The 25003-nt window shown below is 64.9% G+C and carries 18 protein-coding genes; 11 read left to right on the plus strand and 7 right to left on the minus strand.

Annotation, left to right across the window (positions count from 1 at the left end):
- Positions 1 to 49: 49 nt before the first annotated feature.
- The 4 genes from BLW56_RS04800 to BLW56_RS04815 all read right to left on the minus strand — a co-directional run bounded on the left by BLW56_RS04800 (position 50) and on the right by BLW56_RS04815 (position 6833).
- Positions 50 to 1630 (minus strand): AMP-binding protein, encoded by a 1581-nt coding sequence (locus BLW56_RS04800; RefSeq protein WP_218140487.1) that lies wholly within the window; start codon positions 1628 to 1630, stop codon positions 50 to 52.
- Positions 1627 to 3285, minus strand: coding sequence for a carboxylesterase/lipase family protein (locus BLW56_RS20725; protein WP_093509480.1), 1659 nt, complete (start codon positions 3283 to 3285; stop codon positions 1627 to 1629). The genes BLW56_RS04800 and BLW56_RS20725 overlap by 4 nt, the downstream gene beginning before the upstream one ends.
- Positions 3272 to 4588 carry a spinster family MFS transporter gene (locus tag BLW56_RS04810; protein ID WP_093509481.1) on the minus strand — a complete coding sequence of 439 codons (1317 nt, stop codon included), beginning with the start codon at positions 4586 to 4588 and terminating at the stop codon, positions 3272 to 3274. Before BLW56_RS04810 ends, BLW56_RS20725 begins: the two co-directional genes overlap by 14 nt.
- A gap of 61 nt (positions 4589 to 4649) precedes the next feature.
- Positions 4650 to 6833: a TonB-dependent receptor gene (locus BLW56_RS04815; protein ID WP_177175820.1), complete on the minus strand. Its 2184-nt coding sequence runs from the start codon at positions 6831 to 6833 to the stop codon at positions 4650 to 4652.
- A 353-nt stretch (positions 6834 to 7186) separates the two neighbouring features.
- Here BLW56_RS04815 and BLW56_RS04820 point away from each other — a divergent pair, with 353 nt between their 5' ends.
- From BLW56_RS04820 to BLW56_RS04845, 6 genes are all read left to right on the plus strand, one after another.
- Positions 7187 to 8524 (plus strand): glycoside hydrolase family 1 protein, encoded by a 1338-nt coding sequence (locus BLW56_RS04820; RefSeq protein ID WP_256203304.1) that lies wholly within the window; start codon positions 7187 to 7189, stop codon positions 8522 to 8524.
- Complete coding sequence (locus BLW56_RS04825; protein ID WP_143043375.1) at positions 8521 to 8841, plus strand: hypothetical protein; 321 nt, start codon at positions 8521 to 8523, stop codon at positions 8839 to 8841. The genes BLW56_RS04820 and BLW56_RS04825 overlap by 4 nt, the downstream gene beginning before the upstream one ends.
- A gap of 17 nt (positions 8842 to 8858) precedes the next feature.
- Positions 8859 to 9803 (plus strand): alpha/beta hydrolase family esterase, encoded by a 945-nt coding sequence (locus BLW56_RS04830; protein ID WP_177175821.1) that lies wholly within the window; start codon positions 8859 to 8861, stop codon positions 9801 to 9803.
- Positions 9804 to 9982: 179 nt separating this feature from the next.
- Positions 9983 to 10699 carry a GntR family transcriptional regulator gene (locus BLW56_RS04835; RefSeq protein WP_177175822.1) on the plus strand — a complete coding sequence of 239 codons (717 nt, stop codon included), beginning with the start codon at positions 9983 to 9985 and terminating at the stop codon, positions 10697 to 10699.
- 92 nt (positions 10700 to 10791) lie between these two features.
- Entirely contained in the window at positions 10792 to 11721 is a 930-nt protein-coding gene (locus tag BLW56_RS04840) for an ornithine cyclodeaminase family protein (protein ID WP_093509487.1), read from the plus strand.
- Positions 11711 to 12949, plus strand: a complete 1239-nt coding sequence (locus BLW56_RS04845) for an NAD(P)/FAD-dependent oxidoreductase (RefSeq protein ID WP_177175823.1) — start codon at positions 11711 to 11713, stop codon at positions 12947 to 12949. Before BLW56_RS04840 ends, BLW56_RS04845 begins: the two co-directional genes overlap by 11 nt.
- Positions 12950 to 12953: 4 nt before the next feature.
- Here the strand turns inward: BLW56_RS04845 and BLW56_RS04850 are convergent, their stop codons facing one another.
- Both BLW56_RS04850 and BLW56_RS04855 read right to left on the minus strand, forming a co-directional pair.
- Positions 12954 to 13910 (minus strand): MBL fold metallo-hydrolase, encoded by a 957-nt coding sequence (locus BLW56_RS04850; RefSeq protein ID WP_093509489.1) that lies wholly within the window; start codon positions 13908 to 13910, stop codon positions 12954 to 12956.
- Positions 13911 to 13962: 52 nt separating this feature from the next.
- On the minus strand, positions 13963 to 16371 hold the full coding sequence (locus BLW56_RS04855) for a TonB-dependent receptor (protein ID WP_177175824.1): 2409 nt from the start codon (positions 16369 to 16371) through the stop codon (positions 13963 to 13965).
- 158 nt (positions 16372 to 16529) lie between these two features.
- Between BLW56_RS04855 and BLW56_RS04860 the strand changes: the two genes are divergently transcribed.
- Genes BLW56_RS04860 through BLW56_RS04880 form a run of 5 tightly spaced genes read left to right on the plus strand, consistent with a single transcriptional unit; the run spans position 16530 to position 22727 of the window.
- Positions 16530 to 18011: a serine hydrolase domain-containing protein gene (locus tag BLW56_RS04860; RefSeq protein WP_093509491.1), complete on the plus strand. Its 1482-nt coding sequence runs from the start codon at positions 16530 to 16532 to the stop codon at positions 18009 to 18011.
- A complete protein-coding gene (locus tag BLW56_RS04865; RefSeq protein WP_177175825.1) occupies positions 17995 to 19092 on the plus strand; it encodes a dipeptidase in 1098 nt (365 codons plus the stop codon). The genes BLW56_RS04860 and BLW56_RS04865 overlap by 17 nt, the downstream gene beginning before the upstream one ends.
- Before the next feature lie 3 nt (positions 19093 to 19095).
- Positions 19096 to 20391, plus strand: coding sequence for an MFS transporter (locus BLW56_RS04870; RefSeq protein WP_093509493.1), 1296 nt, complete (start codon positions 19096 to 19098; stop codon positions 20389 to 20391).
- Entirely contained in the window at positions 20388 to 21278 is an 891-nt protein-coding gene (locus tag BLW56_RS04875; protein ID WP_093509494.1) for a sulfite exporter TauE/SafE family protein, read from the plus strand. The genes BLW56_RS04870 and BLW56_RS04875 overlap by 4 nt, the downstream gene beginning before the upstream one ends.
- A gap of 33 nt (positions 21279 to 21311) precedes the next feature.
- On the plus strand, positions 21312 to 22727 hold the full coding sequence (locus BLW56_RS04880; protein ID WP_093509495.1) for an aldehyde dehydrogenase family protein: 1416 nt from the start codon (positions 21312 to 21314) through the stop codon (positions 22725 to 22727).
- A 597-nt stretch (positions 22728 to 23324) separates the two neighbouring features.
- Here BLW56_RS04880 and BLW56_RS04885 read toward each other — a convergent pair.
- Positions 23325 to 24767 carry a flavin monoamine oxidase family protein gene (locus tag BLW56_RS04885; RefSeq protein ID WP_093509496.1) on the minus strand — a complete coding sequence of 481 codons (1443 nt, stop codon included), beginning with the start codon at positions 24765 to 24767 and terminating at the stop codon, positions 23325 to 23327.
- Positions 24768 to 25003 lie beyond the last annotated feature (236 nt).

Genomic DNA, 25003 nt, shown 5'->3' on the forward strand with positions numbered 1-25003 from the left:
CCCTTGGCCCCGCGGGACAAGCCCTCTGGAACGTCGCATTGTCAGTGTTTCAGCCATGTTCGGCCCTCAATCGCTTTTTGTCGATTTTTCCGGTCAGCGCCAGCGGCATCGCCGCCAGCCTCACGATCGCATCGGGCAGCCACCAGTTGGCCACGCGGCCGCGCAGCGCACCGAGCAACGCCTCGTCGCTGACCTCCGCCCCGGCGCGCGGCTCGACGATCAGCACCGGCCGCTCGCCCCATTTTTCATGCGCGCGGCCGACGACCGCCGCCAGCGCCACCTCGGGCAATCCGCCGACGATCGCCTCGATTTCGGCGGGGTTGATCCATTCGCCCCCCGACTTGATCAGGTCCTTGGCGCGGCCGGTGATGCTGAGGTTGCCGTCGGCGTCTATCGTCGCAAGATCGCCCGTATCAAACCAGCCGCCCGCGTCGGTCGCCTTCTCCGTCTGACCGAAATAGCGCTCGACGACGCTGCCGCCCTTCACGCGCAATCGCCCCTCGCCACCGCGCTGGTCGGCCAACGCCACACCCTTTTCGTCGGTGAGCAGCAGGTCGACGCCCATCGGCGGACGCCCCGACTTCACGGCGACGCGGGTTTTCGCAGTCGCCGGCGTCATCGCGCCCAGCGGCGACAATTCGGTCATCCCCCAGCTCGTCTGTACGGTGACGCCCAGTCTCTGTTCGAGGCGGTCCATCAGCGCCTGCGGGACGGCCGAACCGCCCAGCAAAAGCCGCTTCAGCGACGGCAGTTCGCCGCCGGCCGCGTCGAGATGGTCGACCAGCCCCAGCCACACCGTCGCAACGCCCGCGGCGACCGTGACTCCCTCGTCCGCAATCAATCGCGCAAGGCTGGCGCCGTCCTGATCGCGGCCTGGGAGCACCATCTTCGCGCCCACCGCAGGCGCCGCGAAGGGAAAGCCCCAGCCATTGGCATGGAACATCGGCACCGCGACCAGCACGACATCCTCGCACGTCAGCCCCATCACGTCGGCCTGCAGCAGATGCGCGGTGTGAAGATAGTTCGAACGGTGGGTGTAGGTTACGCCCTTGGGATCGCCGGTCGTCCCCGAGGTGAAGCAGAGGCCCGCCGGCATATTTTCGTCGAAAGCGCCCCATTCGGCAGGCGCGCCATGCACCGCGAGCAGTTGGTCCAGATGCCATAGCCGCGCGCCGCGGACATCGGGCACCGCATCGCTCGCAGGTCCATCGTCCAACAGCACGACATGGCCAATCGTCGGACACAGCGCGACCAGCGCCTCGACCAGCGGCGCAAGCCCGCTGCTCGCCCCCAGAACGCGCACCTCCGCCTGACGCACCATCTTCGCCAGATGGTCGGCGGTCAGCCGCGGATTGAGCGTGTGACACGCGACGCCCACCCCCATTGCCGCATACCAGCATTCCATATGCGCCTGGGTATTCCACGCCAGCGTCGCAAGATGCTCACCCGGATGCAGACCAAGCGCCAGCAGCGCCCCAGAGAGGCGGTTGCTACGCGCCGACAAGGCGGCATAGCTGGTGCGCGCGGACGCAGTGCCCGTCACGACCTCGCGACCGCCGTGCCATTTCGCGGCGTGCGAAAGGAATTTGTCGAGCGTCAGCGCATAGGGTTGCGGATTACCGGGGTTCACGGGGCATTTCTCTTCGTCGGACAGGGAGTGGCGGGGATGGCGCCGGCAGCGATGCCGATATTCGCCATCCACATCTGGTTGGCGGCGCGGCGACGGCAGACGACCTCTTCGTGCAGCGCATAGCTTCCCGGCAGGACGTCGGCCGCGGCGGCCGGCTGGCCGCGTAAGGCGATATAACCACGCTCGGCACCATAGGCGGGCCATTCGGCCGCGCCCTTCACCGCCGGCTTGCCGGTTTTCGCAAAACTGGTCCAATAGCCCAGCAACGCGTCGGACAGCGCGGTTTCGGCCGCGTTCACCGGCGCGCGGGGCCACGCCTTCGGCAGGACGGCGTCGGCGCCGACCTGACCGAAGATGTACGGGATCTCCATGGCGTGAAACGCCGGGATCTTCAGCGAGTCGGCGGCGGGATAGCTGTGATCCCAATAATAGAGGAAAGCGGGCGCGCCGGCCGCGGCCTGTTTCTCGGCCATGCGCTGCGCGGTCCAGCCGTAGATGCCATCGCGCGTCGCGGCGAGGACGCTCTCCTCAAGGTCCGACGCCGGATAGAGCTTCAGGAAATCGTCCGCGAGCGCGCCGTAGTTGGCGCGGATAGCAGCTTCATAGGTGGCCGCGTCGGCGGGAACCGGCGGCGCAAGGCGGCGCAGCGTGCGGATCTCGCCCGCATTGAAGCCCACGATCAGCGGCACTTTCGCCTGCTCGCCGGCATCGAAGCTGTCGACCACCTGCTTTTCGAGCACCCAGCCGTCGATCACGGGTTGCGGGAAGAAGCCGATCTTCGGCCCCGCCGCGTTCAGCGTTTCGGCATCGATCGCGCGGAGTGCCGCCACGTCGGGGGCCTTCAGCATCGCCGCGGCGATCGTGCCGATCTGTTCGCCCGACGGCGCACCATAGGCGCCCGCCTTGAGACCGGGGTTGATGACCATATAGGCGCTTTGCGCGATCGCCTTCGCGAACAGGCCGCGCGCGAGCGGACTGGCCATCAGGTCCATGACGCTGAGTCCGCCGGCGGATTCGCCGAAAATGGTGACATTATCCGGGTCGCCACCGAACGCGGCGGCGTTCGTCTGTACCCATTTCAGCGCCTCGATCTGATCGAGCAAACCGTAATTGCCCGACGAGCCGTGCGGCGATTCGGCGCTAAGGCCGGGGTGGCTTAAAAAGCCGAACAGGCCGAGGCGGTAGTTGATAGTCACGACGACCACATCGCCCTGTGCGGCGATATGCCTTGCGTCGTAAAAGGCGCTGCTGGCCGAACCGCCGGCAAGGCCGCCACCGTGAATCCAGACCATGACCGGTGCCTTCTTCGCACCCTTCGGCGTCCAGACGTTGAGCGCAAGGCAATCCTCGCTCATCGCCGGAATCGGCTCGGCATAGACGCTGTCGGTCCCGGGGCCAGCCGTAATCTGCATGCAGGTGGGCCCGAATTTGGTGGCATCGCGCGTTCCCTTCCACGCGCCGGCCGCGACGGGAGGACGCCAGCGCAGACCGCCGACCGGCGCCTCGGCGTACGGGATGCCGCGAAAGACGCGCGTCCCGTCCGCCAGCGTCTCGCCGGTCAGCTTGCCCTGCGCGACCGCGACGGTCTGTGCCTGTGCGGCAATCGGCAGCGCGGCGGCGGCGGCAATGAGCGTGAAGAGCTTAAGCGGCGACATGGGCGTCCTTTCGGTGGTTGCGCTTCAAAACCCGCGCGAGCGCGAGATGAAGCGCGATCGCGACGAAATAGAAGGGAATGAGGCTGTAGAAAGCGAGCTGCAGCGAAGTGTCCGGGTGCGTCGGCTTGAACCAGTCGCTCACCGCGCCGAGCCAGGTCGGGCCGAGCCCGAGCCCGATCAGATTCATGATGAGCAGCAGAACCGCCCCGGCCAGCGTCCGCTGGCGCGCAGGAACGGCATTCTGGACCAGCGTCACCGCGGGCGTCAGGTAGAAATAGTTGAGGAAAGTCGGGCCGAGCAGGAAAAGCATCGCGAGCGGCCAGGCCGGCGTGTGCACGAAGCCGATGAAAAAGGGGACCGCGAGCAACAGCGAAATCGCGGGAATCAGCCCATAAGCTTCGGGATGACTTGCGGCATAACGATCGACGAGACGGCCCGACAGATAGATGCCCGCGCTCACCCCCACACCCAGCACCAACGCATACCAGATCGCGATCTGGTCGAGCGTCATCCCCTTCTCGCGCATCAGGAACAGCGTTGTGAAAGCGAGCGTCGCATAGGTGATGAACTGCGTCGCCCCCGCCGCCAGCGAGACGAGCGTCAGGTCGGCACGCGCAAAGAACATCTTCATCGTTGCACTGAAGGTCGGCGTGTCGCCGGCCGGGGCGGATGCAGGCGCGGCATCGGTCGCCCCGCGTCGCGGTTCGCGGACGAAGGCCCAAACGCCCGCCGCGGCGATCAGTCCGGCGACGCCGAGCAGCAGAAAGGCGAGGCGCCAGTCGTAGGCGGCCGCGACCTTGGCACCGAAGGCGACGCCCAGCGCCTGCCCGAGCGGCGGGCCGAGGTTGAACAGGCCGAGTGCCAGCCCGCGCCGTTCGGGCGGAAAATAGTCGGAGATGATCGAGTAGGACGGCGGCACCCCGCCCGCCTCGCCGATGCCGACGCCCATCCGCGCCGCCGCCAGCTGGACATAAGTCGTCGACATGCCGCACGCGATTGTCGCCGCGCTCCACAGCGCGCAAGCAACGGACAGCACGCGGACGCGGTTCGTCCGGTCGGCGAGCCACGCGACCGGAATGCCGAGGACGCAATAGAATATCGCAAAATATAGCCCGCCGAGCAGCCCGAGTTCGCCGTCGCTGATCCCGAGATCGTCCTGGATCGGCTTGGCGAGGATCGACAGCAATTGCCGGTCGAGAAAGTTGAGGATGTAAACGAAACAGAGCGCGGCCAGAACGAACCATGCGTAACGGTCATCGCGACCCTCGATGGCAGGGCGTGGCGGGAACGGGGCTGCCGACATCGGGCTGATTCCGTATAAAAATGCGGGCATGGCGGGACCAGGCCATGCCCGCGAGGGAGGATCAGAAGCTTCGGCTGACGCGCAGGCCATATTGACGCGGGGCACCCGCAAGGCGGCGCGCACCGTTGATCGCCGCGACATAATGCTGGTTCGTCAGGTTGGTGCCATAGGCCGCGACCGTCCAGTCGCCGGTGGTGAGCGTCAGCTGGGCGTTCAGGATGTTGCGCGCCTCCAGCCGGTCGCCGAACAGCCGGTTCTGGAACAGGCTGCCCCAGTTTGCGGCGATATGAGCAAAGTCAACGCGCGGCGTCAGCGTGGCATCGCTGCCGAGCGGGATCGCATATTGCGCGCCGGCGCTGAGCGTCAGCTTCGGCGCATAGGCCTGTTCGTTACCCGACAGATCGACGCACCGCCCGCCGGCCGGGCCGCTTTCGGGATCGCACGCGGTCGCGGCGCCGCCGAGCCGCGGATCGGCGGCAAAGAAAGTCCCGAGTTTCGAATTCGACACCGACGCGGCGACGTCGAACGAAAAGGCATCGAAACTCCCCTGCGCCGAAAACTCCGCACCATAGAGTTTGGTCTTGCCCGGCACGTTGAAGATCGAGGAAATGCTGGGTGCAAACGGATCGACGATGCTGATCTGGAAATTCTTGTAGATATTGTAATAGCCGCCGAGCTGCGTGCGCAGATGGCCGTCGAACCATGTGCTCTTCCAGCCCAGTTCGAAATCGGTGACGTCCTCGGGATCGAAGGCAAGCGGGGTGCGGCCGAGGATATTCGGGCCGTTGAGGCCGCCCGCCTTGGTTCCGGTGGCGACGAAGGCATAGAGGAAATTGTCGGGATCGACCGTCCAGTTGATCGCGACCTTGCCGTTCACCTTGCGGTTGACGGTCCGGTCGACCTGCGCGAGCGTCAGGATGGGGCCGGGAATCCCGGTGAAATAGGCCCGCGCCTCGGCATCGTTCGCCGACGTCGTCCGCGACCAGCGTCCGCCGACGGTGATCTGGAGCCCATCGGCCAGCTCGTACCCGACCTGTCCGAAGGCCGCGAGCGCGGTCTTGGGATTGGTGCCGACGATCTCGATGTCGAGCGCGGTCGGCGTGTTCGGCGTCGCATCCGAATAATAGCCGCCCTTTTCCGGAATGATGATCTTGTCATGCTGGTAATAGCCACCCAGAATCCAGGTGAAGGGACCGGTATCGGGCGAGATGATATTGAATTCCTGCGACCAGATTTCCTCGCTGATCCGGTCGCGGAACGACAGGGCCGGCACGATCGTCGCGGTCCCGTCGGCATCGTAGGAAATCTGGGTCGTTCCGCGCTGGAAGCCACTGATCGAGCGTAGCGTCAGCCCGCTGGCGAGCTTATATTGGGCGTTGAGCACGATGCGCCCGAATTCGTCGCGGCCGCTGAGATGCGCGTCGTTGGCGACCTTCAGCGGATCGCCGGCTTCGGTCGCCCGGCTCGCCGGCAGACCGCCATATTCGATATTGTTGTAATCGCCCTTCAGCAGGATGCGCAGTTCGGGGGTCGGTTCCCACGCGATGCTGACGCGGCCGCTATAGTCGCGGCGGTTGCCGGGGTTGCCGGTCCACGGGCCCGACACGTCATAGAAGGTATCGCGACGCTCCATGTTGCCGGCAAAGCGGATCGCCAGCGTGTCGCTGTCCGGAATATTAAGCGCGCCCTGCAGCTTGATATGGTCGTAATTGCCATATTGGGCGAGGAAATAGCCGCCGACACGGTCGAACACCGGATTCTGTTCGGTGATGAACACCGCGCCGCCGGTCGCGTTGCCGCCCGCGAACGTACCCTGCGGCCCGCGCAGTACCTCGACGCTCGCAATGTCGTAATAGGGTTCGCTCTGGAAATAGCCCGGCAGCGTCGCGACGCCGTCGCGATAGGTGATCACGCCGACGCCGATCGCGCTATTCTGTTCGGTCTTGCCGATCCCGCGGATGTTGAATGCATTGCCCTGGCCGGTGGTGTTCACGGTCAGCGACGGCGACGCGAATTGCAGCCCCTCGACGCTGTTGACGCTCTTGCGGACCAGATCCTCGCCCGTCAGCACGGTCGCGGCGACGCTGGTCCGTTGCAGGCTGACGTTGCGACGCTCGGCGGTGACGACGATTTCGCCATCGTCGGCATTGGCTGTTTCATCGATCGGTGCAGGCGCGCCTTGCGCAAGGGCGGACGCGGGGCCGAGCAAGGCGACGGCCGACACGGAAAGCAGCAGCTTCCTCATCATATCTTCTCCCAATGACAAACGCTCTGCGGCGCTCTCGGTCCGGGATTTGTGCTCAAAACTTCCGGTTGTCAACAGTCATTAATACATGAATTAATAACATGATCATTTCAATTTTTCCGCAAAAATCCGATAAAGATCCCCATAAATTCGGTTATGTCTCAAGTCACATTTTCACTCATTAATATTGTAGTGAATTTCTCGATTCGATGATAACCCTTGCTGCGACTCGCAACATAGCGGGACCGGGAGAGACAGATGCCTTGCCACGGCCGATCGGCGTGCGAGCCTGCACGCGCACAGTTCACATGCCTTGCTCCACCGACAGAAACCCCTGTCCAGCGAGCCCGATCGTGACGGAAACGCCGCGCTTCACCCCGACCCGGCGCGCAGTCGCCGCCGCGCTCGCGGGCTTCGTTCCTGCCGCAAGGCTGCTCGCCGCCCCGGCGGCGAACACGCCGCGACCCGGCTTCCTGTGGGGCACCGCGATCTCGGGTCACCAGAGCGAGGGCAACAACGTCCATTCGGACGCCTGGTTTCTCGAAAATCTGGAACCGACGGCGTTCGAGGATGCGTCGGGCGACGCGTGCGACAGCTATCATCGCTATGGCGAGGATCTGGACATCGCGGCCTCGCTGGACCTCAACTGCTACCGCTTCGGGATCGAATGGTCGCGGATCGAGCCCGAGCCCGGCCGTTTCTCGATTGCCGCGCTCGACCATTACAAGCACGTGCTGGAGGGCTGCCACCGGCGCGGGTTGCTGCCGATGGTGACGTTCAACCATTTCACCGTGCCGCTGTGGTTCGCCGACCGCGGCGGCTACGAGGTCGCCGACGGCGCCGACCTGTTCGCGCGCTTCGCCGAACGCACCACGGCCGCGCTGGGCCCGCTGATCGGCATGGCGACGACCTTCAACGAAGCGAATATCCTGTTGCTCCGCAAGGCACTGCCGCGTTTTGCGACCGATGCCGGGGCAGCGCGGGCGCGCAACATGATCGAAACCGCCCGGCGCCGGCGCAGCGCCCCCGCCTTTTCGTCCTACCTCTTTGCCGATCCCGACCGCGTCGACCCGATCCTGCGCGATGCGCACGCCAAGGCCTATCAGGCGATCAAGGCCGGCCCCGGCGACTTTCCCGTCGGGCTGACGCTGTCGATGCAACAGATCGACGGCGTCGGACCGAACGCAGCGCAGATCCAGGCCGGGGTCGAGGCCATGATATATGGCGAGTGGATCGACGCGGCGCGGCACAGCGATTTCGTCGGCGTCCAGACCTATTCGCGGCTGCGGTTCAACGACGACGGGCTGATGCCTGCGCCCGAGGGCGCCGAACTGACCGCGATGGGATATGAATATTATCCCGCGGCGGTCGGCGCGACGCTGCGCTACGCCGCGCGGCACATCGACAAGCCCGTCTATCTGACCGAGACGGGCATCGGCACCGATGACGATCGCCGCCGCATCGCCTTTATCGATGCGACCCTGAACGAATTGCGCCGTTGCATCGCCGACGGCATCGACGTCAAAGGCTATATCTACTGGTCGCTGCTCGACAATTTCGAATGGACGCGGGGCTATGCGCCGCACTTCGGCCTTGTCGCGGTTGACCGCCACAACTTCGCACGCACGCCCAAACCGAGCGCACGCCATTTCGGCGCGATCGCGCGCCGCGCGCACGGAGGCCGGCCATGATGGCGCCGGGCTGGCGTGCGGCGGGCTGGCGCGCGGCGGCGCCCTTGCTGCCGATCCTCCTCGCGGGCTGCGACGCCGGCCCCTCCCACGATGCTGAGACACCCGCCGCGGTGACCGTCCAGGCTGTCCCGCAGGTCGAAAGCGCCAGACCGGCTCCCGTGCGCGCAACCGCGCCGCCGGCGCTGCCGACCCCCGAAAACCGTCCCCCGCTCACAGAAATGGCACCGCAAAAGCCATTCACCGACCCGCCGCTGCCGCGCGAACTGCTCGACGACGGCGACCTCATCCCGCTGCCCTCCCCACCCCAACGCAGATGAACAAGGAAGGAGAGGATATGATCCGTTCGCTTTTCAAGGCCCTGCGCGTTGCGCTGGTCGCGTGGCTTGCCGTCTGGGCCGCGTCAGCGGTGCCGGCATCGGCCGCCCCCTGCGCAAGCAATTGCCTGCAACCCGGCGACCACACGATATGGACATGGTCGGGCGGATTGCTTCGCTCCTATCTGGTCCATGTTCCCGAGAGCTATACGGGGCAGGACGACGTCCCATTGCTGCTCGACCTCCATGGGTTCAGCAGCTACGCCGCCGACGAGCGCAAATGGTCGGGCCAACTGCGCGAATCCGATCGACGCGGTTTTATCGCTGTCTGGCCTGACGGCATGGCATTGAGCTGGAATGCCTATGGCTGCTGCTTCCTCGGCAATGCATTGATGGTCGACGATGTCGCGTTCCTGCGCACCGTCATCGGCGAGGTGAAGCGCCGGTCCAACATCGACGACGGCCGCGTCTATGTCACCGGCATCTCGAACGGCGGCGGAATGGCCCAGCGCATGGCGTGCGAGGCGGCGGACATCGTCACCGCCGTGGTGTCGATCTCGTTTCCGCTCAACAGCAACCAGTGCCGTCCCGCACGACCGGTCAGCGTGACCGCAATCGCGGCGACCGGCGACGGCACGATCAACTATTATGGCAATTCGCCGCCGCTGGGCCTTCCGAACGTGTTGCTTGGCATACCTCTTGGCGTCCAGGGCGCCCGCGAAAGCCTCGCCTCGTGGAAGCGGATCGACGGCTGCAGCGACGAATTGACGCGCGTCCAGCTCAGGGACGATGTCAGGCTCGAGGAATATCGCGACTGCCGCGGCGGAACACGTGCCGGTCTGGTGACGATCACCGGCGGAACTCACGTCCTTTACAGCGGCTATGTCGGTCTCGGCTATACCGGCGATTATGTCGCACCCATCGATGTTGCGTCGTACATGTGGGATAACGTCTTCACGTATTGATCTCCGCTGGCCGGTTGCGGTATGCCCGCTTTCTGATCGAGATTTGGACAAGCGGGCATCGATGCCAAACGAATGACAAGGGCGGCCCCCAGCCACGCCCAATCCCCAGTTTTTTATCCAATTGCGCCGAAGCCTCTAGCCGCCTATCATTGACCGGAAGGAACAAGCGGGGAAGTTCGGTGAAAAAGCCGGAAAAGAGGCAGCCGAAAATCGTCAGCCGCGTAAAGATCGCGGATGCGGTCACAGATGAAATCCGCCAGCTCATCCTGTCCGGCGAGATCGCCGACGGGTCGCCCTTGCGGCAGGACGCGCTGGCCGAGCAGATGGGAACGAGCAGGATCCCGGTGCGCGAGGCGCTTTCGCGGCTCGAAAGCGAAGGCCTTGTCGCCAGCTTCCCGCACAAGGGATATGTCGTCACCGGCCTGTCGCGCAGCGATATCGAAGAGCTCTTTGATCTGCGCACAATGCTCGAACCCGACCTCATCCGCCACGCCATCGCAAATATGACCGAGGATGACCTTGCCATCGCCACGTCGATCCTCGCCGAATATGATGCCGCGCTGCTGACCGGCGATGTCGACACCTGGGGCGACCTCAACCGGCGATTCCATATGGCACTCTACGCCCCGTCCGGCCGCAGCAAGACGCTCGACATCGTCCGCGGTCTGCTCGTCAACGCCGACCGCTACACGCGGCTCGTGCTGACGGTCGGATATGGCATCGACAAGGCGCAGGAAGATCATGGCGGCCTGCTCGACCTCTGCAGGCGCGGGCTGGTCAACCAGGCGGTGGCGCTGACCCGCGACCATATCGAACGCACAGGCGCCGACCTGCTCGAAATGCTCGATGCGCGCGACCGCGAGGACGACGGAAAAATAGCCACCGCGGTGGCCTGAACGCCAATCAAAAAGATGTTGGATTTTTTATCCAATAATCCTATTATCTTCCCGCTATGGGAGATCACGCGCTTACGCGATCATATTCAGGCATGAAAACGATCGGCGCCGCGCAAGTCGCCGGCGCCTTGCCCCTTGCGGCGCTCGTCGATCATCTGGCCATCGCGCTGCGCAGACCGGCCGCGGCGCCGCTGCGGCTTGGCGTGTCGCGCCAAACCGGCCGCGAACTGCTCGTCATGCCCGCGATGGCCGATCGGTATGCCGGCGTGAAGATATTGACCGTCACGGCGGACAATGGGGCGAACGGCCTCCCCGTGATCGGCGGGCTGTTCATCCTGATCGATACCAGGACCGGCGAGACGCTCGCCATACTCGATGCCGAAGAGCTGACCGCGCGCCGCACCGCGGCGATCTCGGCGCTCGCATCACGCGCGCTTTCGCGCCCCGACGCCCGTCATCTGCTGCTGCTCGGAACCGGACATCTCGCTCCCTTTCTCGCTGAAGCCCATGCCGTGGTGCGCCCCATCGATACCGTCGAGGTCTGGGGCCGCTCGGCCGCCAAGGCTGAACACACCGCGGCTGAAGTCCGTCGGCGCTTGCCCGATGCCAAGGTGACCATTGCCGACGATCTGGCAGCAGCCGCGGGACGTGCCGACATCATCTCCGCCGCAACGCGCGCAACCGAACCGCTGATCCGCGGCGACTGGGTGCAGCCGGCAACCCACGTCGATCTCGTCGGCGGCTATCGGCCCGACATGCGCGAGATCGACGACGAGGGCGTTCGCCAGTCGGTGATCTATGTCGACACGATCGAGGGCGCGCTCGCCGAGGCCGGCGACCTTCGCACCCCGCTCGAACAGGGCGTGATCGCACGGCATGCGATCCGCGGCGACATCGGCGCCCTCGTCGGGGGCGACCTGGTGCTCCCCGCCGGAACGCGCACGCTGTTCAAGTCAGTCGGCACCGCGCTGGCCGATCTCGCCGCGGCTGAGCTGGTCTGGGAAAAGATCGGTGAGTTCTAGATCGACCGTCGTCGTCGGCGCGGGCATCGTCGGGTTGGCGGCAGCGGTCGAGGCGCAACGGCGCGGTGACCGCGTCACGCTGTTCGATGCGGCCGATCCTGGCATGGGCTGTTCCTTCGGCAATGCCGGGATTATCGCGGCATCCGAAATCTTCCCGCTGATTACCCCGGGCCGCATCGCCAGCCTGCCGCGGATGCTGCTGGCCCGCGACGCGCCGGCGGTCATCCGCGCTGCGGCGCTGCCGCAGCTGATGCCGTGGATGATGCGCGCCGCGACGACGCTGTCAGCGCGGCGACAGGATGCGATCACGCACGCCATTGCCGCACTCAACGGCCGTGCGGTCGCGGCGTGGCGCGACCTGCTCGCGCATTGCGGCCGGCCGGACCAGTTGCGCGAAAAAGGCATGATCCGGCTGATCCGCGATCCGCAAGACCGTACGGAGCTCGACGATGTCCGGATGCGCCTTGCGCAGCACGGCCTGCCGTCGCGTCGGCTCGATCGGGACGACTTGCTGGCGCTCGAACCCGCACTGGGCAAGGCGGCAACCGCCGGCCTGCTCCACGAAAGCGACGCCGACATCGGCGAGCCGCTAGCGCTGAGCCGGAGCCTGCTCGCCCGTTTCCGCGAAGCCGGCGGAAGCGTGATCCGCCAACGCGTGCTGACGATCGGATGCGACGACACCGCCGCCCTACTCGTCACCGACGCCGGTTCCCACCGCGCCGACCGGATTTTGATTACCACAGGTCTCGCATCGGGGGCGCTGCTGCGGCCACTCGGCGCAGCCGTCCCCCTTCAGGCCGAGCGCGGCTATCACCTCGCGCTGCCCGGCCTTGGCAGCCTGCTCTCGCGGCCCGTCACCTTCCAGCGCGAATCCTGCGTTGCAACCCCGATGGACGGCGCGCTGCGCCTAGCCGGAACGGTCGAGTTTGCCGACGCCGCCGCGCCGCCCGACTGGCGGCGCGCGCATAGCCTCGCAGCTTTTGCCGGTCGCTATTTCGACGACATGCGTCTCTCCGCAGACCCCGAAGTCTGGCTGGGTAGTCGCCCCTCGCTCCCCGACTCACTGCCGGCGATCGGCCGTCTCGCCGCGATGCCGCGGATCGGATATGCCTTTGGCCATCAGCATCTCGGAATTACGCAAGCGGCGGTTTCGGCACAACTCCTCTGCGGCATCATGGCCGGCGAACCGCCGTTCGACCCGGCGCCTTACGACCTCGCGCGCTTCTGACGCGTCAGGAACCGATCCACGGCAGCGTCGTCCCGATATCCATCTGGTCGTTGACGCGATAGCGTTTTGGGAAGAAGCCCTCACCCTTGAGCGTACCGGCATCGATCCCGCCCAAAGCGCGATCGAGGTCGGCCAGATCCTTCATCGTCAGCCACGGCGCGGCATAGCCTTCTTCGCGGCGACAGCAATGCGCGGCCCAGAGGCGGGTTTCGGGAGGAAGCTCTTTCAACAGACGCTGCGCCGTACGCCGATATTCACCCCTGTTCGCGCCGGGCAGGAAGGCATAGAGCATCGTCGGATAGATATAGTCGCCGGTGAACAGCCGGCCGCCGGCCGCGTCATAGAGCGAAACCGATTGCGGCGTATGCCCGGGCGTCGACAGCAGGCGCAACGTCCGCCCGCCAAGGTCGATCGTCGCGCCGGGTTTGATCCATTCGGCGACTTCGAACGCCGGCGTCTCCAGACCGTCGAACATGCCGAGGAACTGATAGCGGCCGGGGCGGAAGCGGTTGCCGTCGGCATCGGCGCGGGTCGCCGGCAGGTCGACGATCGCGACGCGGTCGCCATCCTTGATCCCGGCGAGATGGTCATAGTGCAGATGCGACGGCAAGATTGTCACGGGGCGGTCGGTCAGCCCCTTGACCACCGGGCGCATATCGCGCGTGCCCGAGCCCGCGTCGAACAGCAGCGCGCGCTTGTCGCCGACGATCAGGTAGGAATAATTCGCCTGATAATAGCGCGGCTCGCCGATCGCATAAACGCCATGCCCCAGATCCTCGACAGCGAAATAGTCGTCCGCCATCCGGCCCTTGGCGATCCTGGCCGGTTCGGGCGACATCACCGTTGCCGGATCGTTCAGCAGCGGCCAGCTTTCGGCATAGATATAGGGCGCGAACCGCGCGGCGGCGATCCCCGCCAAGGCTACCACCGCAAGCGACACCAGAATAGCACGACGCGTCATTCATCCCCCCCTGCAGGAAAAGGCCCCGCCCCTGCGGGCGAGGCCTATCGGATCAGAAGCTTTTCGTGAAGCGCAGGCCGACCCGCCGCGGCGGCGCGACCGAGGTGGAGAAGCGGCGGAAATAGACGGTATTGCCGCCCGCATTGACCACATTCTGGTTGTAGAGCGCCGAATCCCGGACGCCGATTTCGGCATATTCGTTGAAGATATTGTCCGCATAAAGCGTGACCGAATAACCGGCATCCTTGTTGACGAGGCCGATCCGCGCGTAGCTGATCGAATAGGACGGCAGCGTCAGGCTGCCACCCCGTCCCCCCGTCGTGGTGAGCACGTTGCCCGAGAAAGTGCTGCTCCAGCCCATGTCGAGGTCGAGCGAATTGCTGACCGGCGTCGTATAGGACAGCGACACGCTGCCGCGATGCTTGGCCGATCCCGGCAGGCGATCGCCCTTTTGCCCGTCGATATAGACGGTATCGAATCCCGGCGGTGCGATCGTGGCGATCAGGTTGGGCGACAATTCGTCGAGCTGCGCATCGGTATAGGCATAGCTGCCCTGCAGGCGAAGCCCCTCGGCCAACCGCGCATCGAGGCTGAGCTCGACCCCCTTGCTCGACGCGCCATTGCCGTTGACGGTGATCCCCACCTGTCCGACCTGCGTCGCCGAACCGATCTGGACATCCTTCCAGTCGACATAGAAAAGCGCGCCGTTGAGCGTCAGACGCCGGTCGAAAAGCTCGGTCTTCAGCCCGATTTCATAGTTGGTCGTCGTATCGGGCTTATAGGCCAGTTCGTTTGGCTGGCCGCACACGAAGACGTCCACCGGCAGCGGCGTCGGGCACGGCGACACGCCGTTCGAATTGCCGCCGCGATAGCCCTGACTGACCGTCAGATAGCCGAGGATGTCAGGCGAGAATTTATACGACATGTTGAACTTGCCGAGCACGCCGTCGTCCTTCTGGCCGCCCGGCGTAGCCGGGAAGAACGCCGGCCCTGAAGGGGGGACCGGGCCAAAGGCGAACTGCGCCGAGGTGACCAGGTCATATTTATAATAGCGCCCGCCGACCGTCACATTGAGCGCGTCGGTGAGGTCATAGGAAAGCTCGCCATAAACGGCATATTCCTCGCGCTTGCGCAGATCGAGCGAGATATAGTCGCGCAGATCGCCGGTGTAGAATCCGGGGATCAGCTCCGCATAATCGATGCGCTGCTTATATTTGTTGTAGAAACCGCCGATCGCCCAGTTGAACGGGCCGCCGCCGGTCGAAACGAGGCGCAGCTCCTGATTGATCCGCTCTTCCTTGACGCGTTCATCGGTGTAGTCGACGAGCGGATCGAAGTTTTCGTATCCAAAACCGAGCTGGATCGCGAGGTCGGTCTGGTCGCGCTGCGCCCGCGAACGATAGTCCGAATAGCTCGATGCAGAGGTCAGCTTGGCAAAGCCGAGATCGAAACTGGCTTCCAGTGCCACCAGTTGATTGTCGCGCTTCGACGGTTCCTCGACGCGCAGCGCCGATTCATATTTGCCGATCGTGACGGGCAGATTGGTCAGCCGCGCCGACGAAGACTGGCGGCCGCCGCTGTCCTGAAACTGGAAATAATAGGTAAGGTTGAGGTCGATGGCGTCCGACGGCTGCCAGCGCGCGGCCACCCGGCCCGACCAGGTGTCCTCATAGTTCACATCCTTGACGCGCCGGAAATTCGCTTCGCGCCCGGCCGGGGTGGCCAGCGCATTCGGCAGCGACACGCCCGGCGTCTGCACGACATAAGGCTGGTCAATGAAACCTGAATCCTCGAGCCGGTCGAGCGATGCCCGGAGCGCGAGATTGGACGCGACCGGAATGTTGATCGTCGCTCCCGCATCGAAGCTCGCCGAACCCGCCGAATCATATTTATAGACGTCGCCGCGCACATCGAGCGAGAAGGCGTCGAACTGCGGACGGCGCGGAATATAGCGGATTGCGCCGCCCAGCGTGCCGGCGCCATAGAGCGTGCCCTGCGGCCCGAGCAGCACCTCGATGCGCTCCATGTCGTTGAGCTTCAGCTCGATGAACACCGGCGTTTCACCGAGGTAGGTCGCGACCGTGCCGCCGCCATCATTGCCGACGTCGTTGGCGCGGAGCGGTTCGGCGTTCAGGCCGCGCACAATGATCTGGCTGGCGCCGCGCGAGCCCTGGTCGATGATGCTGATCCCGGGAACGGCGCGGGTCGCTTCCGCGATCGAGCTCAGACCTTCGCGTTCGAGCTGGTCGCCCGTGACGGCCGCAATGTTGATCGGCGTATCCTGGACCGTCGTTTCGCGGCGCGTCGCCGTGACGACAATCTCGTTCGGATCGGCGTCGCTCGACGCCCCCTGCGCCATCGCCGCGGCCGGCATCATTGCCGACAACAGGACGCCGCCAGCGGCGGACCCCATCAGTCCGATCCGGATGGTGCGGCGGTTCGCGGTGCGCAGTCTTGACATGACAATCCCCCAATGGCTAACAGTCGATCTGCGTTTAGGACATTTTATCCAATTTTGAAATGAAAAATTTCCCCACCCCGTTGTTGACGGCGTAGCAAAGGGAAAGCTGGTCAAAGAAGACGGCGCACACCGCGCGATCGGATGGGAGGCAGAGGCTGATGTCGACTCGGCGGGAATTCCTGAAAACGGGCGCGGCGCTTGTCGCAGCTGGCGGCGTCGCGACCCCGCCGGTGGCAATGGCAGCGACCTCAGCAGCGGCCTCAAGGGCATCGGACAGCGCGCCGACAGTCGATTTCGTCGCTGCGCTGCGCGCCGCGGTCGACGCGCATCGCATCACCGGAGCTTCCTTTGCCTATTGGGACGGCAGCACGCTGCACAGCGCCGTGGCCGGGCTCCGTAACAGCGTCACCGGCGATCCGGTCACCCCCGACACGCTGATGCACGTCGGCTCGATCACCAAGGTCGCCAATGCCACGCTGGTGATGCAGCTCGTCGACGACGGGCTGATCGCCCTCGACGATCCGGTCCTCAAGCATATCCCCGAACTGCGCACCCGCGACATGGACGCGCTCGGCCGCGTCACCTGCAAGATGCTGATCAATCACAGCAGCGGGATCGACGGCGAATGGCTGCCCGAATATGGCCCCGACCAGGAACGCATCGTCGACACGATCAACCGTTGCGCCGGTCTCGGCCAGTTGTTCGCACCGGGTACGGAGACGTCGTACAACAATGTCGCGACGGTGATCGCCGGCTATCTGACGCAGAAACTGCGCGGCGAGAGCTGGTACACGCTCGTCAGGAAGCGCATCTACGAACCGCTCGGCATGGCGCATGCCCTCGTCGATCCGCTCGACGTGCCGCGCTTCCGGACCAGCATCGGCGATCTTACCGACTATACGACGGGCAAGATGTTCCAGACCAGGCGGCCCTTCCTCGCGCCAAGCTTTGCCCCGGCCGGCGCGACGCAGATGACCACGGCGACCGACCTCGTCGACTTCGCGCGCGCGCTGATCGGCGGCGGGGTCGGCACCAACGGCACGCGCATCCTGTCGGAAGCATCGGCGCGGGCGATGATCACCAAGACCAGCGAATATGTAAGCATGGGCGTCGAATCGCATGGCTATGGGCTAGGCTGGAGCATCCAGCCCGGCGGGCTCGTCAGCCATGGCGGCGGCGGGCCGGGCGTGCGGTCGATGCTCGTCGCGCATCCCGCCACCGGGCGCGTCGCGGCGTTGCTGACCAATTGCGATCGCGGCGACGCGCTGATGGACGCGTTTCTGAATCCGGTCACGCGCGGCTGGACCGGCCTCAAACCCCCTGCCCCGTTGCAGCGGAGCAGCAAGCGCATCGATTCCGCGCGCTATGTCGGCACCTATGAGAATAACGCCGATCGCTATGTGATCGCCGCCGCAGCGGGTGGGCTGACGCTGCGGACCTATGACAAGATCGGGACCTACGACAACTCGGATATGGAAAAGCCGGCGCTGAAACTGGCGTCGATGGGCGATGGCCTGTTCGAACGGCCATCGTCCTTCGCCGGCGTCCAGCCGGGATTGCTCCGCTTCGTAAAGCCGGGCCCCGACGGCAAGGCCCGCTTCCTCGCGGATGGAGGACGGCTCCTTGCCCGCGTCGGCTGATCCCTGCCGCCGCGCCGTCCTGAGTGGCGCACTCGCGGCGGGGGCCGCGATCAGCCTCCCCGGCGGCGCGTTCGCCAAGGCAAGGCCGGCGGGGCAGCGGATCGTCGTCAACGGTCTCGACCCCTCGGCACGCTCGCCCGAATTTCTCGCGATGCTCCGCAAGGGCGGCGTCGATTGCTGGCACCAGAGCGTCGGCGACGACTTCGCGTCCTTCGCCAGCCTGTTCCGCTTCTTCGACGAGAACAAGGCCGAGATCGGTCAGGCGCGCAGCGTGCGCGACATCCGGCGCCTCAAGAGCGAAGGGCGCCTCTCGCATATCGCGGGTTGGCAGTCGGCGGGCGGACTGATCGTCGGCGGCGAGCCCCAACTCGGAAATCTGCGCGCCTATCGGGAAGTTGGCCTCCGCATCTGCGGCATATCCTATAATCTCGCCGACCCGTTCGGCGGCGGTTGCCTCGAACCCGACACCGGGCTGACCCGCGCCGGGCACCGGCTGGTCGAGGCGATCCACAAGGAAAATCTTGTCCTCGACATCGCCGGGCACACGAACGAGAAAACCTCCTTCGCCGCGCTCGCCGTCTCGTCGGGCGTCCCCGTCATCTGCAGCCACACCAATGTGCGCGCCCTCAACGATAATCCGCGCTGCACCACCGACGCGATGTTCGAGGCGATTGCCAGGACCGGCGGCGTGGTCGGCGTCACCGCGTTCAGCGACTTCCACGTCCGCAAGGCGAGCGATGCGAAGCTCGTCCGCTCGCCGCAGGCAAGCCTCTACCGGCATCTCGACCAATATGACTATCTGAAACGGCTGATCGGTATCGATCACATCGGCCTCGGCCCCGATTTCCTCGAAGGTCGCAACAATGACGTCGGGCCGCTGACCCAGGCCGACGTGATCCTGATGGCGCCCGAAGCCTATACGCAGGAATTGCCGTGGGATTATGTCAAGGGCTTCGAAAATATCGGCAAATTGCCGAATGTCGTGACGGGGCTCGCGCAGCGCGGCTGGACCGACGACGAACTGCGCAAGCTGACCGGCGACAACTGGCTGCGCATCTACGAAGCGGTGTGGGGAGAATAGACGATGTCCGCGGAAGGGGCAGCGCCGGTTGCGGCGTCGAGGAAGCAGGTCGCCGGGGTGTGCCTCGGCAACGCCATCGAATTCTACGATTTCGTCACCTATGCCTATTTCGCGGCGCAAATCGGGCGGACCTTCTTTCCGTCCGACACGCCGGGGCTCAGCTTGCTCGCGTCGCTCGCGACCTTCGGCGTCGGCTTCCTGACCCGGCCACTCGGCGCGATCCTGCTCGGACGGTTCGCCGACCGGGTCGGCCGCAAGCCGGCGATGCTGGTCTCTTTTGGCCTGATGGGGTTTGCGTCGCTCGCGCTGCCGCTCATTCCGTCCTACGCCGCAATCGGCGTCGCCGCGCCGGTGATGGTGGTGCTCTGCCGCCTGATCCAGGGCTTCGCGGTCGGCGGCGAGGTCGGCGCCGCGACCGCCTTCCTGATGGAAGCGGCCCCGGCGAACCGGCGCGGCCTCTATACCTCGCTGCAGGCGATGAGTGCTGACCTCTCGGCCCTGACCGCCGGCATTATCGGGCTGCTGCTCTCGTCGCTGATGAGCGACGCGATGCTCGACGCATGGGGCTGGCGCATCGCCCTGCTGCTCGGCGCGGTGATCATCCCGATCGGCCTCGTCCTGCGGCGCACCCTCGTCGAAACGCTCCATCCCGAAGCCGCGAACGATCCGGTGGAGATCGCCGTCAGCTATCGCCGCGTCGCGATCGCCGGGGTGTGCCTCGTAGCGGCGGCGACGACGACCAACTATCTGCTCAAATATATGACGACATATGCCAGCGCGACGCTGGGCATGACGACCCAGTTCGCCTTCGGCGCGACGGTGGTGGTTGGCGTCTGCGGCGCCATCTGCGCGCCGCTCGCCGGATCGCTGTCGGACCGCATCGGGCGCAAGCCGGTGATGCTGGTGCCGTGGATCGCCCTCGCCCTCGCCGTCTTTCCCTGTTTCGAACTGCTCGAACAGCAACGGACGGCAACCGCGCTCTATGTTGCCTGCGCGATCCTCGCGATCTGTTCGACCTTCGCCTCATCGGTCTTCTTCGTCGTGATCGCAGAATCGCTGCCGCAGCGCGTGCGCTCGGGCGCACTCGGCCTGATCTATGCGCTGGCGGTATCGGTGTTCGGCGGGTCGGCGCAATTTACCGTCGCCTGGCTGACCCAGTTGAGCGGTAGCCCGATGACCCCGGCCTGGTACATGATTGGCGGCGTGATCATCGGCCTGATCGCCATGTATTCGATCCCGGAAACAGCGCCGGTCAAACGTGCGCGCCTCGCGGCGCACGACACGGGAGCAAATGCATGATCCCGTCGCTCACCCACATTATTCTTGCCGCACTGAGCCTCATTGCGATCTGGTTCGCAGTCCGCTGGTGGAAGCTTGAACGGCGCAATGCCGAAACGCCCCCCGCCGGGCGCCGCCCCGGTCCGGTTGATCTGGCCATTGGTTTCGTCGCCAATTTCTTCGACACGCTCGGCATCGGCTCCTTCGCCTCGACAACGGCGGCTTTCAAACTCTCCGGCCATGTGGCGGATGAAAAAATTCCCGGCACGCTTAACGTCGGCCATGCGCTGCCGACGATTACGCAGGCGTTGATCTTTATCGCGATCGTTTCGGTCGATCCGGCAACGCTGATCGGGATGATCGTCGCAGCGGTCGCAGGAGCCTGGCTCGGCGTCGGTTTCGTCGCCCGCCTGCCGCGGCGCGCCATCCAGATCGGCATGGGCGTTGCGCTGCTCTGCGCCGCAATCCTGTTCCTTGTCAGCCTGCTCGGGCTGATGCCGGGCGGCGGCGTTGCGGAGGGGCTGGAAGGTGCGAAGCTGGCCCTTGCGGTTGCGGTGAGTTTTCTGCTCGGTGCGCTGATGATGCTCGGCGTCGGGCTGTATGCGCCGTGCCTCATTCTCGTCAGCCTGCTCGGCATGAACCCGCTCGTCGCCTTCCCGATCATGATGGGCTCGTGCGCCTTTCTGATGCCGGTGGGCGGCGCTCGCTTCGTCGCCAGCGGCCGCTACAGCCTGCCCGCGGCACTCGGGCTCGCAGTGGGAGGCGTCCCGGCGGTGCTGATTGCCGCCTATCTGGTCAAGTCGCTACCGCTCGACTGGCTGCGCTGGCTGGTGGTGATCGTCGTCGCCTACGCTGCAATCAGCATGCTCTGGTCGGCGCGGCGCGATACGCCTGCCACCGCCCCTTAATCCCAGTTCACAGATCGAAACAGGAGGGCCGCTATGCGTGACCATCGGAATTTGTACATCGACGGCGTCTGGTTGGCGCCCACCGAAGCCGGAGTTATCGATGTCATCGATCCCGCCACCGAGCAGGTCGCGGGCCGGATCGCCGCAGCCGGTCCCGCGGACGTCGATCGCGCCGTCGCCGCGGCGCGGCGCGCCTTTGCGAGCTGGTCGACGACGACGCGCGAAGAGCGGCTCGCCCTGCTAGGGCGTATCGTGGCGGAATATCGCCGGCGCGAGGCCGACATTGCCGCGGCGATCACTCTCGAAATGGGCGCCCCCGCCGCGCTCGCCGCCGGCGGGCAGACGAAAAGCGGGCTGTCGCATTTCGAAGCCGCGATCAAGGTGCTGACCGACTATGTCTTCGAGGAACAGCGCGGCACCACGCGCATCTGCAAGGAAGCGATCGGCGTCTGCGGGCTGATTACGCCGTGGAACTGGCCGATGAACCAGGTCGCATGCAAGGTCGCACCGGCGCTTGCCACCGGCTGCACCATCGTCCTCAAACCATCGGAAGTCGCGCCTTTTTCCGCGATTGTCTTTACCGAGATTCTCGATGCCGCTGGGGTTCCGCCCGGAGTCTTCAACCTCGTCAACGGCGGCGCCGACACCGGCGCGGCGATTGCCTCGCATCGCGACGTCGACATGGTTTCCTTTACCGGATCGACGCGCGGCGGGGTCGCGGTCGCCATCGCCGCGGCGCCGACGGTCAAGCGGGTGGCGCAGGAGCTTGGCGGAAAATCGCCGTTCATCCTCCTGTCCGGCGCAGATTTCCCGAAAGCCGTTGGCGTGGCTGTGCGCCATGTGATGAACAATTCCGGCCAGTCGTGCAACGCACCGACCCGCATGCTCGTCCCCGCGGCGCGCATGGACGAGATCACCGCACTCGCCCGCGAAGAGGCCGCGAAGGTGACGGTCGGCAGCCCCGCAAGCGACGCCGTGATCGGCCCCGTCGTCTCGCAATTGCAGTGGCAACGCATCCAGCAACTGATCGAAAAAGGCATCGCAGAGGGCGCAACGCTGGTCGCCGGCGGCCCCGGCAAACCCGATGGTCTGGAAACCGGCTATTATGTCCGCCCGACGGTTTTCGCCGACGTCACCTCCGACATGACGATCGCGCGCGAAGAGATCTTCGGCCCGGTCTTGTCGATCATTGGCTATGACGATCCCGACGATGCCGTATGCATCGCCAACGACACCGATTATGGCCTCGCGGCCTATCTGTGGGGCGGTGACGGTGACGACCTGCCCGGCGTCGCCGCGCGCATCCGCGCCGGGCGGATTTCGATTAACGGATCGGCTGGCGACATTCTCGCGCCGTTCGGCGGCTACAAGATGAGCGGTAACGGCCGCGAGTGGGGAGAATATGGTTTCGACGAATTCGTCGAGTTGAAGGCGGTGCTTGGCGGTTAGTGGCCGTTGCACGAACCGCTCCGCGGATTACTGCAAGCTTCGATGCGAAGCGGGCGGCGAGCGCGGCACCTGATTGAACGCGGGCTGCCGCGGGCAGACCCATTCGGCACCTTTACCTGGCGAGTCGAACGCTGAACGCGATATCCAGATTAGCCCGATTCGCGCGCTGGGGTTCTGCTTCACGCTCGATCGCCACGTTCTCGCGCACGCTCGTCCGTCCTGCCATCCGGAATACCGGTACCGCCTTTCACCGACACGAGCCCGCACAGTCCAGCGCCTGACAGCGGGCAGGCTCACGTCGGTGCCGCCGCAAAGCCGAGGTCACACTGCCAGAATCGGCGCGTCTGCAGTTTGCCGTCCGGTTTCGCAATCCGAATTTGGAGCGTTCGCTAGCGCGCACGTCCACCTTCTAGGCAGCCATCAGCCGCCCCGCGGCGCGCGTAAAACAGCTCCCCCATAACTCAGCCCATGATCACCGCGGTTCGGGCACCGCCCACTTTCCGACGCCTTACGTCCGAAACTCTAAACGGTTCCAGACGGCCAGCTTGCAAACTGGTTTCCTTAATACCGTACGAATGCGAGCTATTTTAGCGACGCCTATGGTCTTGAAAGCAAGCGGTGCACATTGCGAGACGTCACAATACCTTGTTCGATCGCGCCGTCGATTGCACTCCGCCAAGCGCTGGCCCAGTCGCCGCTTGCAAAGAACACACGGCCGTGAGGAGCTTGCAGATCGCGGAGCGCGTTTGAAATTTGCCCCGGCCTTGAGATGCACCAGGCGCCTTTGGAATAGGGATCGTTGTTCCAGTCATGCGCCTTGACCGCGACGACCTTCGCATCGGGAAGAAACTGTCGCACCGCCTTCTCGACTGCCTCCCTATCCATGACCTGGATTGGATTGTCGCCGGATCCAAAAGCGATAAGGTGCGTATGCCCATTTGCAGCGCCGTCCCAAAAGATGTGGTTGATCGGGCTCGGCCCGGTACCGGGTGCCCAAGCGGTGAAGATCGGACGCTCGCCCTCGATCAGGATATGGATCTTGTTCGCTTTGCCGGCATGGCCTTCCATCGAGACCTTGAGCTTTTCCCTGGGGAGCGGCGGGCTGAATTTAACATCTTTGAGCGCATTCAACGGAACGGTCGAGATCGCCGCTTTCGCAGAGTAGACCTCACCGTCGGCGCCGATAACGCGGACGCCGCTCGCGGTCGTTTCGATTACCGCAACCCGATTGTCGAGCTTGATCGTCGCACCGCAGTCCTTCTCGAGCGCCGTATAGAGTGACCGCATCCCGCCCTTGATCTTGAAACGGCTGACGACGTCGGATTCGAGTTCGAGACTATAGCCGCTCAGCGCGACCAAGCGCACGATGTCGACCCAGGACACGTTTTTTGAAGCGCCGCCGCTGTTGGCGGTGAACATCGTTGCCGCCAGTATGCGGCTTTCGGGCGTATGCTGCGTCGCCGCGATCTTGTCGGCCACCGAGATAGTGTCCGCCTCGACCCAGCGACGGTCGACGAAAGGTTCAGCCGGGCGTGGCATGATCTCGCGCGCATCGGCGAACATCGCCTGGATCGGTCCATAAAATTCCGCGCCGCGTTCCGACATTTTGGCTTGGTGGCGCCGGCCCTCTTCGTCGAGATAGATAACATCGTCCGCGAAATTGCCCGGCGACTCTTCGATCTCGACCCCGTAGCGGCTGATCTCCGCCCAGACATGCGGCTGGAACCAGTGAACCCAGGTCCCGCCCAGGTCGTGCGGCTTACCATTGAATTCAGCCGTATATGTTCGACCGCCTACCCGGTCCCTCGCCTCGAGAACCAGGGTCTTGTAGCCATGCTGTTTGAGCTCGCGCGCTGCGGTCAGCCCCGCAAAACCGGCACCGACCACGATCGCATCATATTCGTCCGTTCGGCCAGCAGCCGTCGTCCCGCCACCGGGCGCGCCGCGTGCCATCGGCGACGCCAGAGCGCCGGCAACGGCAGCTCCGGCGAGGACAGCTCGGCGCGACGGCAAAGGAGCCTCGGTTTCAGGGTTCTTCATCGAAATCTCTCCTCAGCTGACGAAGCAAGTGGGCCTATCCAAACACAATCTTTGTCATCTGTCAAACTTTCAAATCCGGCTTGCGGATACCAGGCATGCGAGTCGCGAATGGAGCATTCCGCGAGCGCGGGGTTGCAAAAAAGGCATCGCGCGAAGCCAGGATGCACGGGATTCCAGCAATATAGCCACGTATTTTTGACGATTGACCAATTTTGGTCATACGCATAGTATTGGTG

Source organism: Sphingopyxis sp. YR583 (assembly GCF_900108295.1).
In the GTDB taxonomy this organism is placed as follows: Bacteria; Pseudomonadota; Alphaproteobacteria; order Sphingomonadales; family Sphingomonadaceae; genus Sphingopyxis.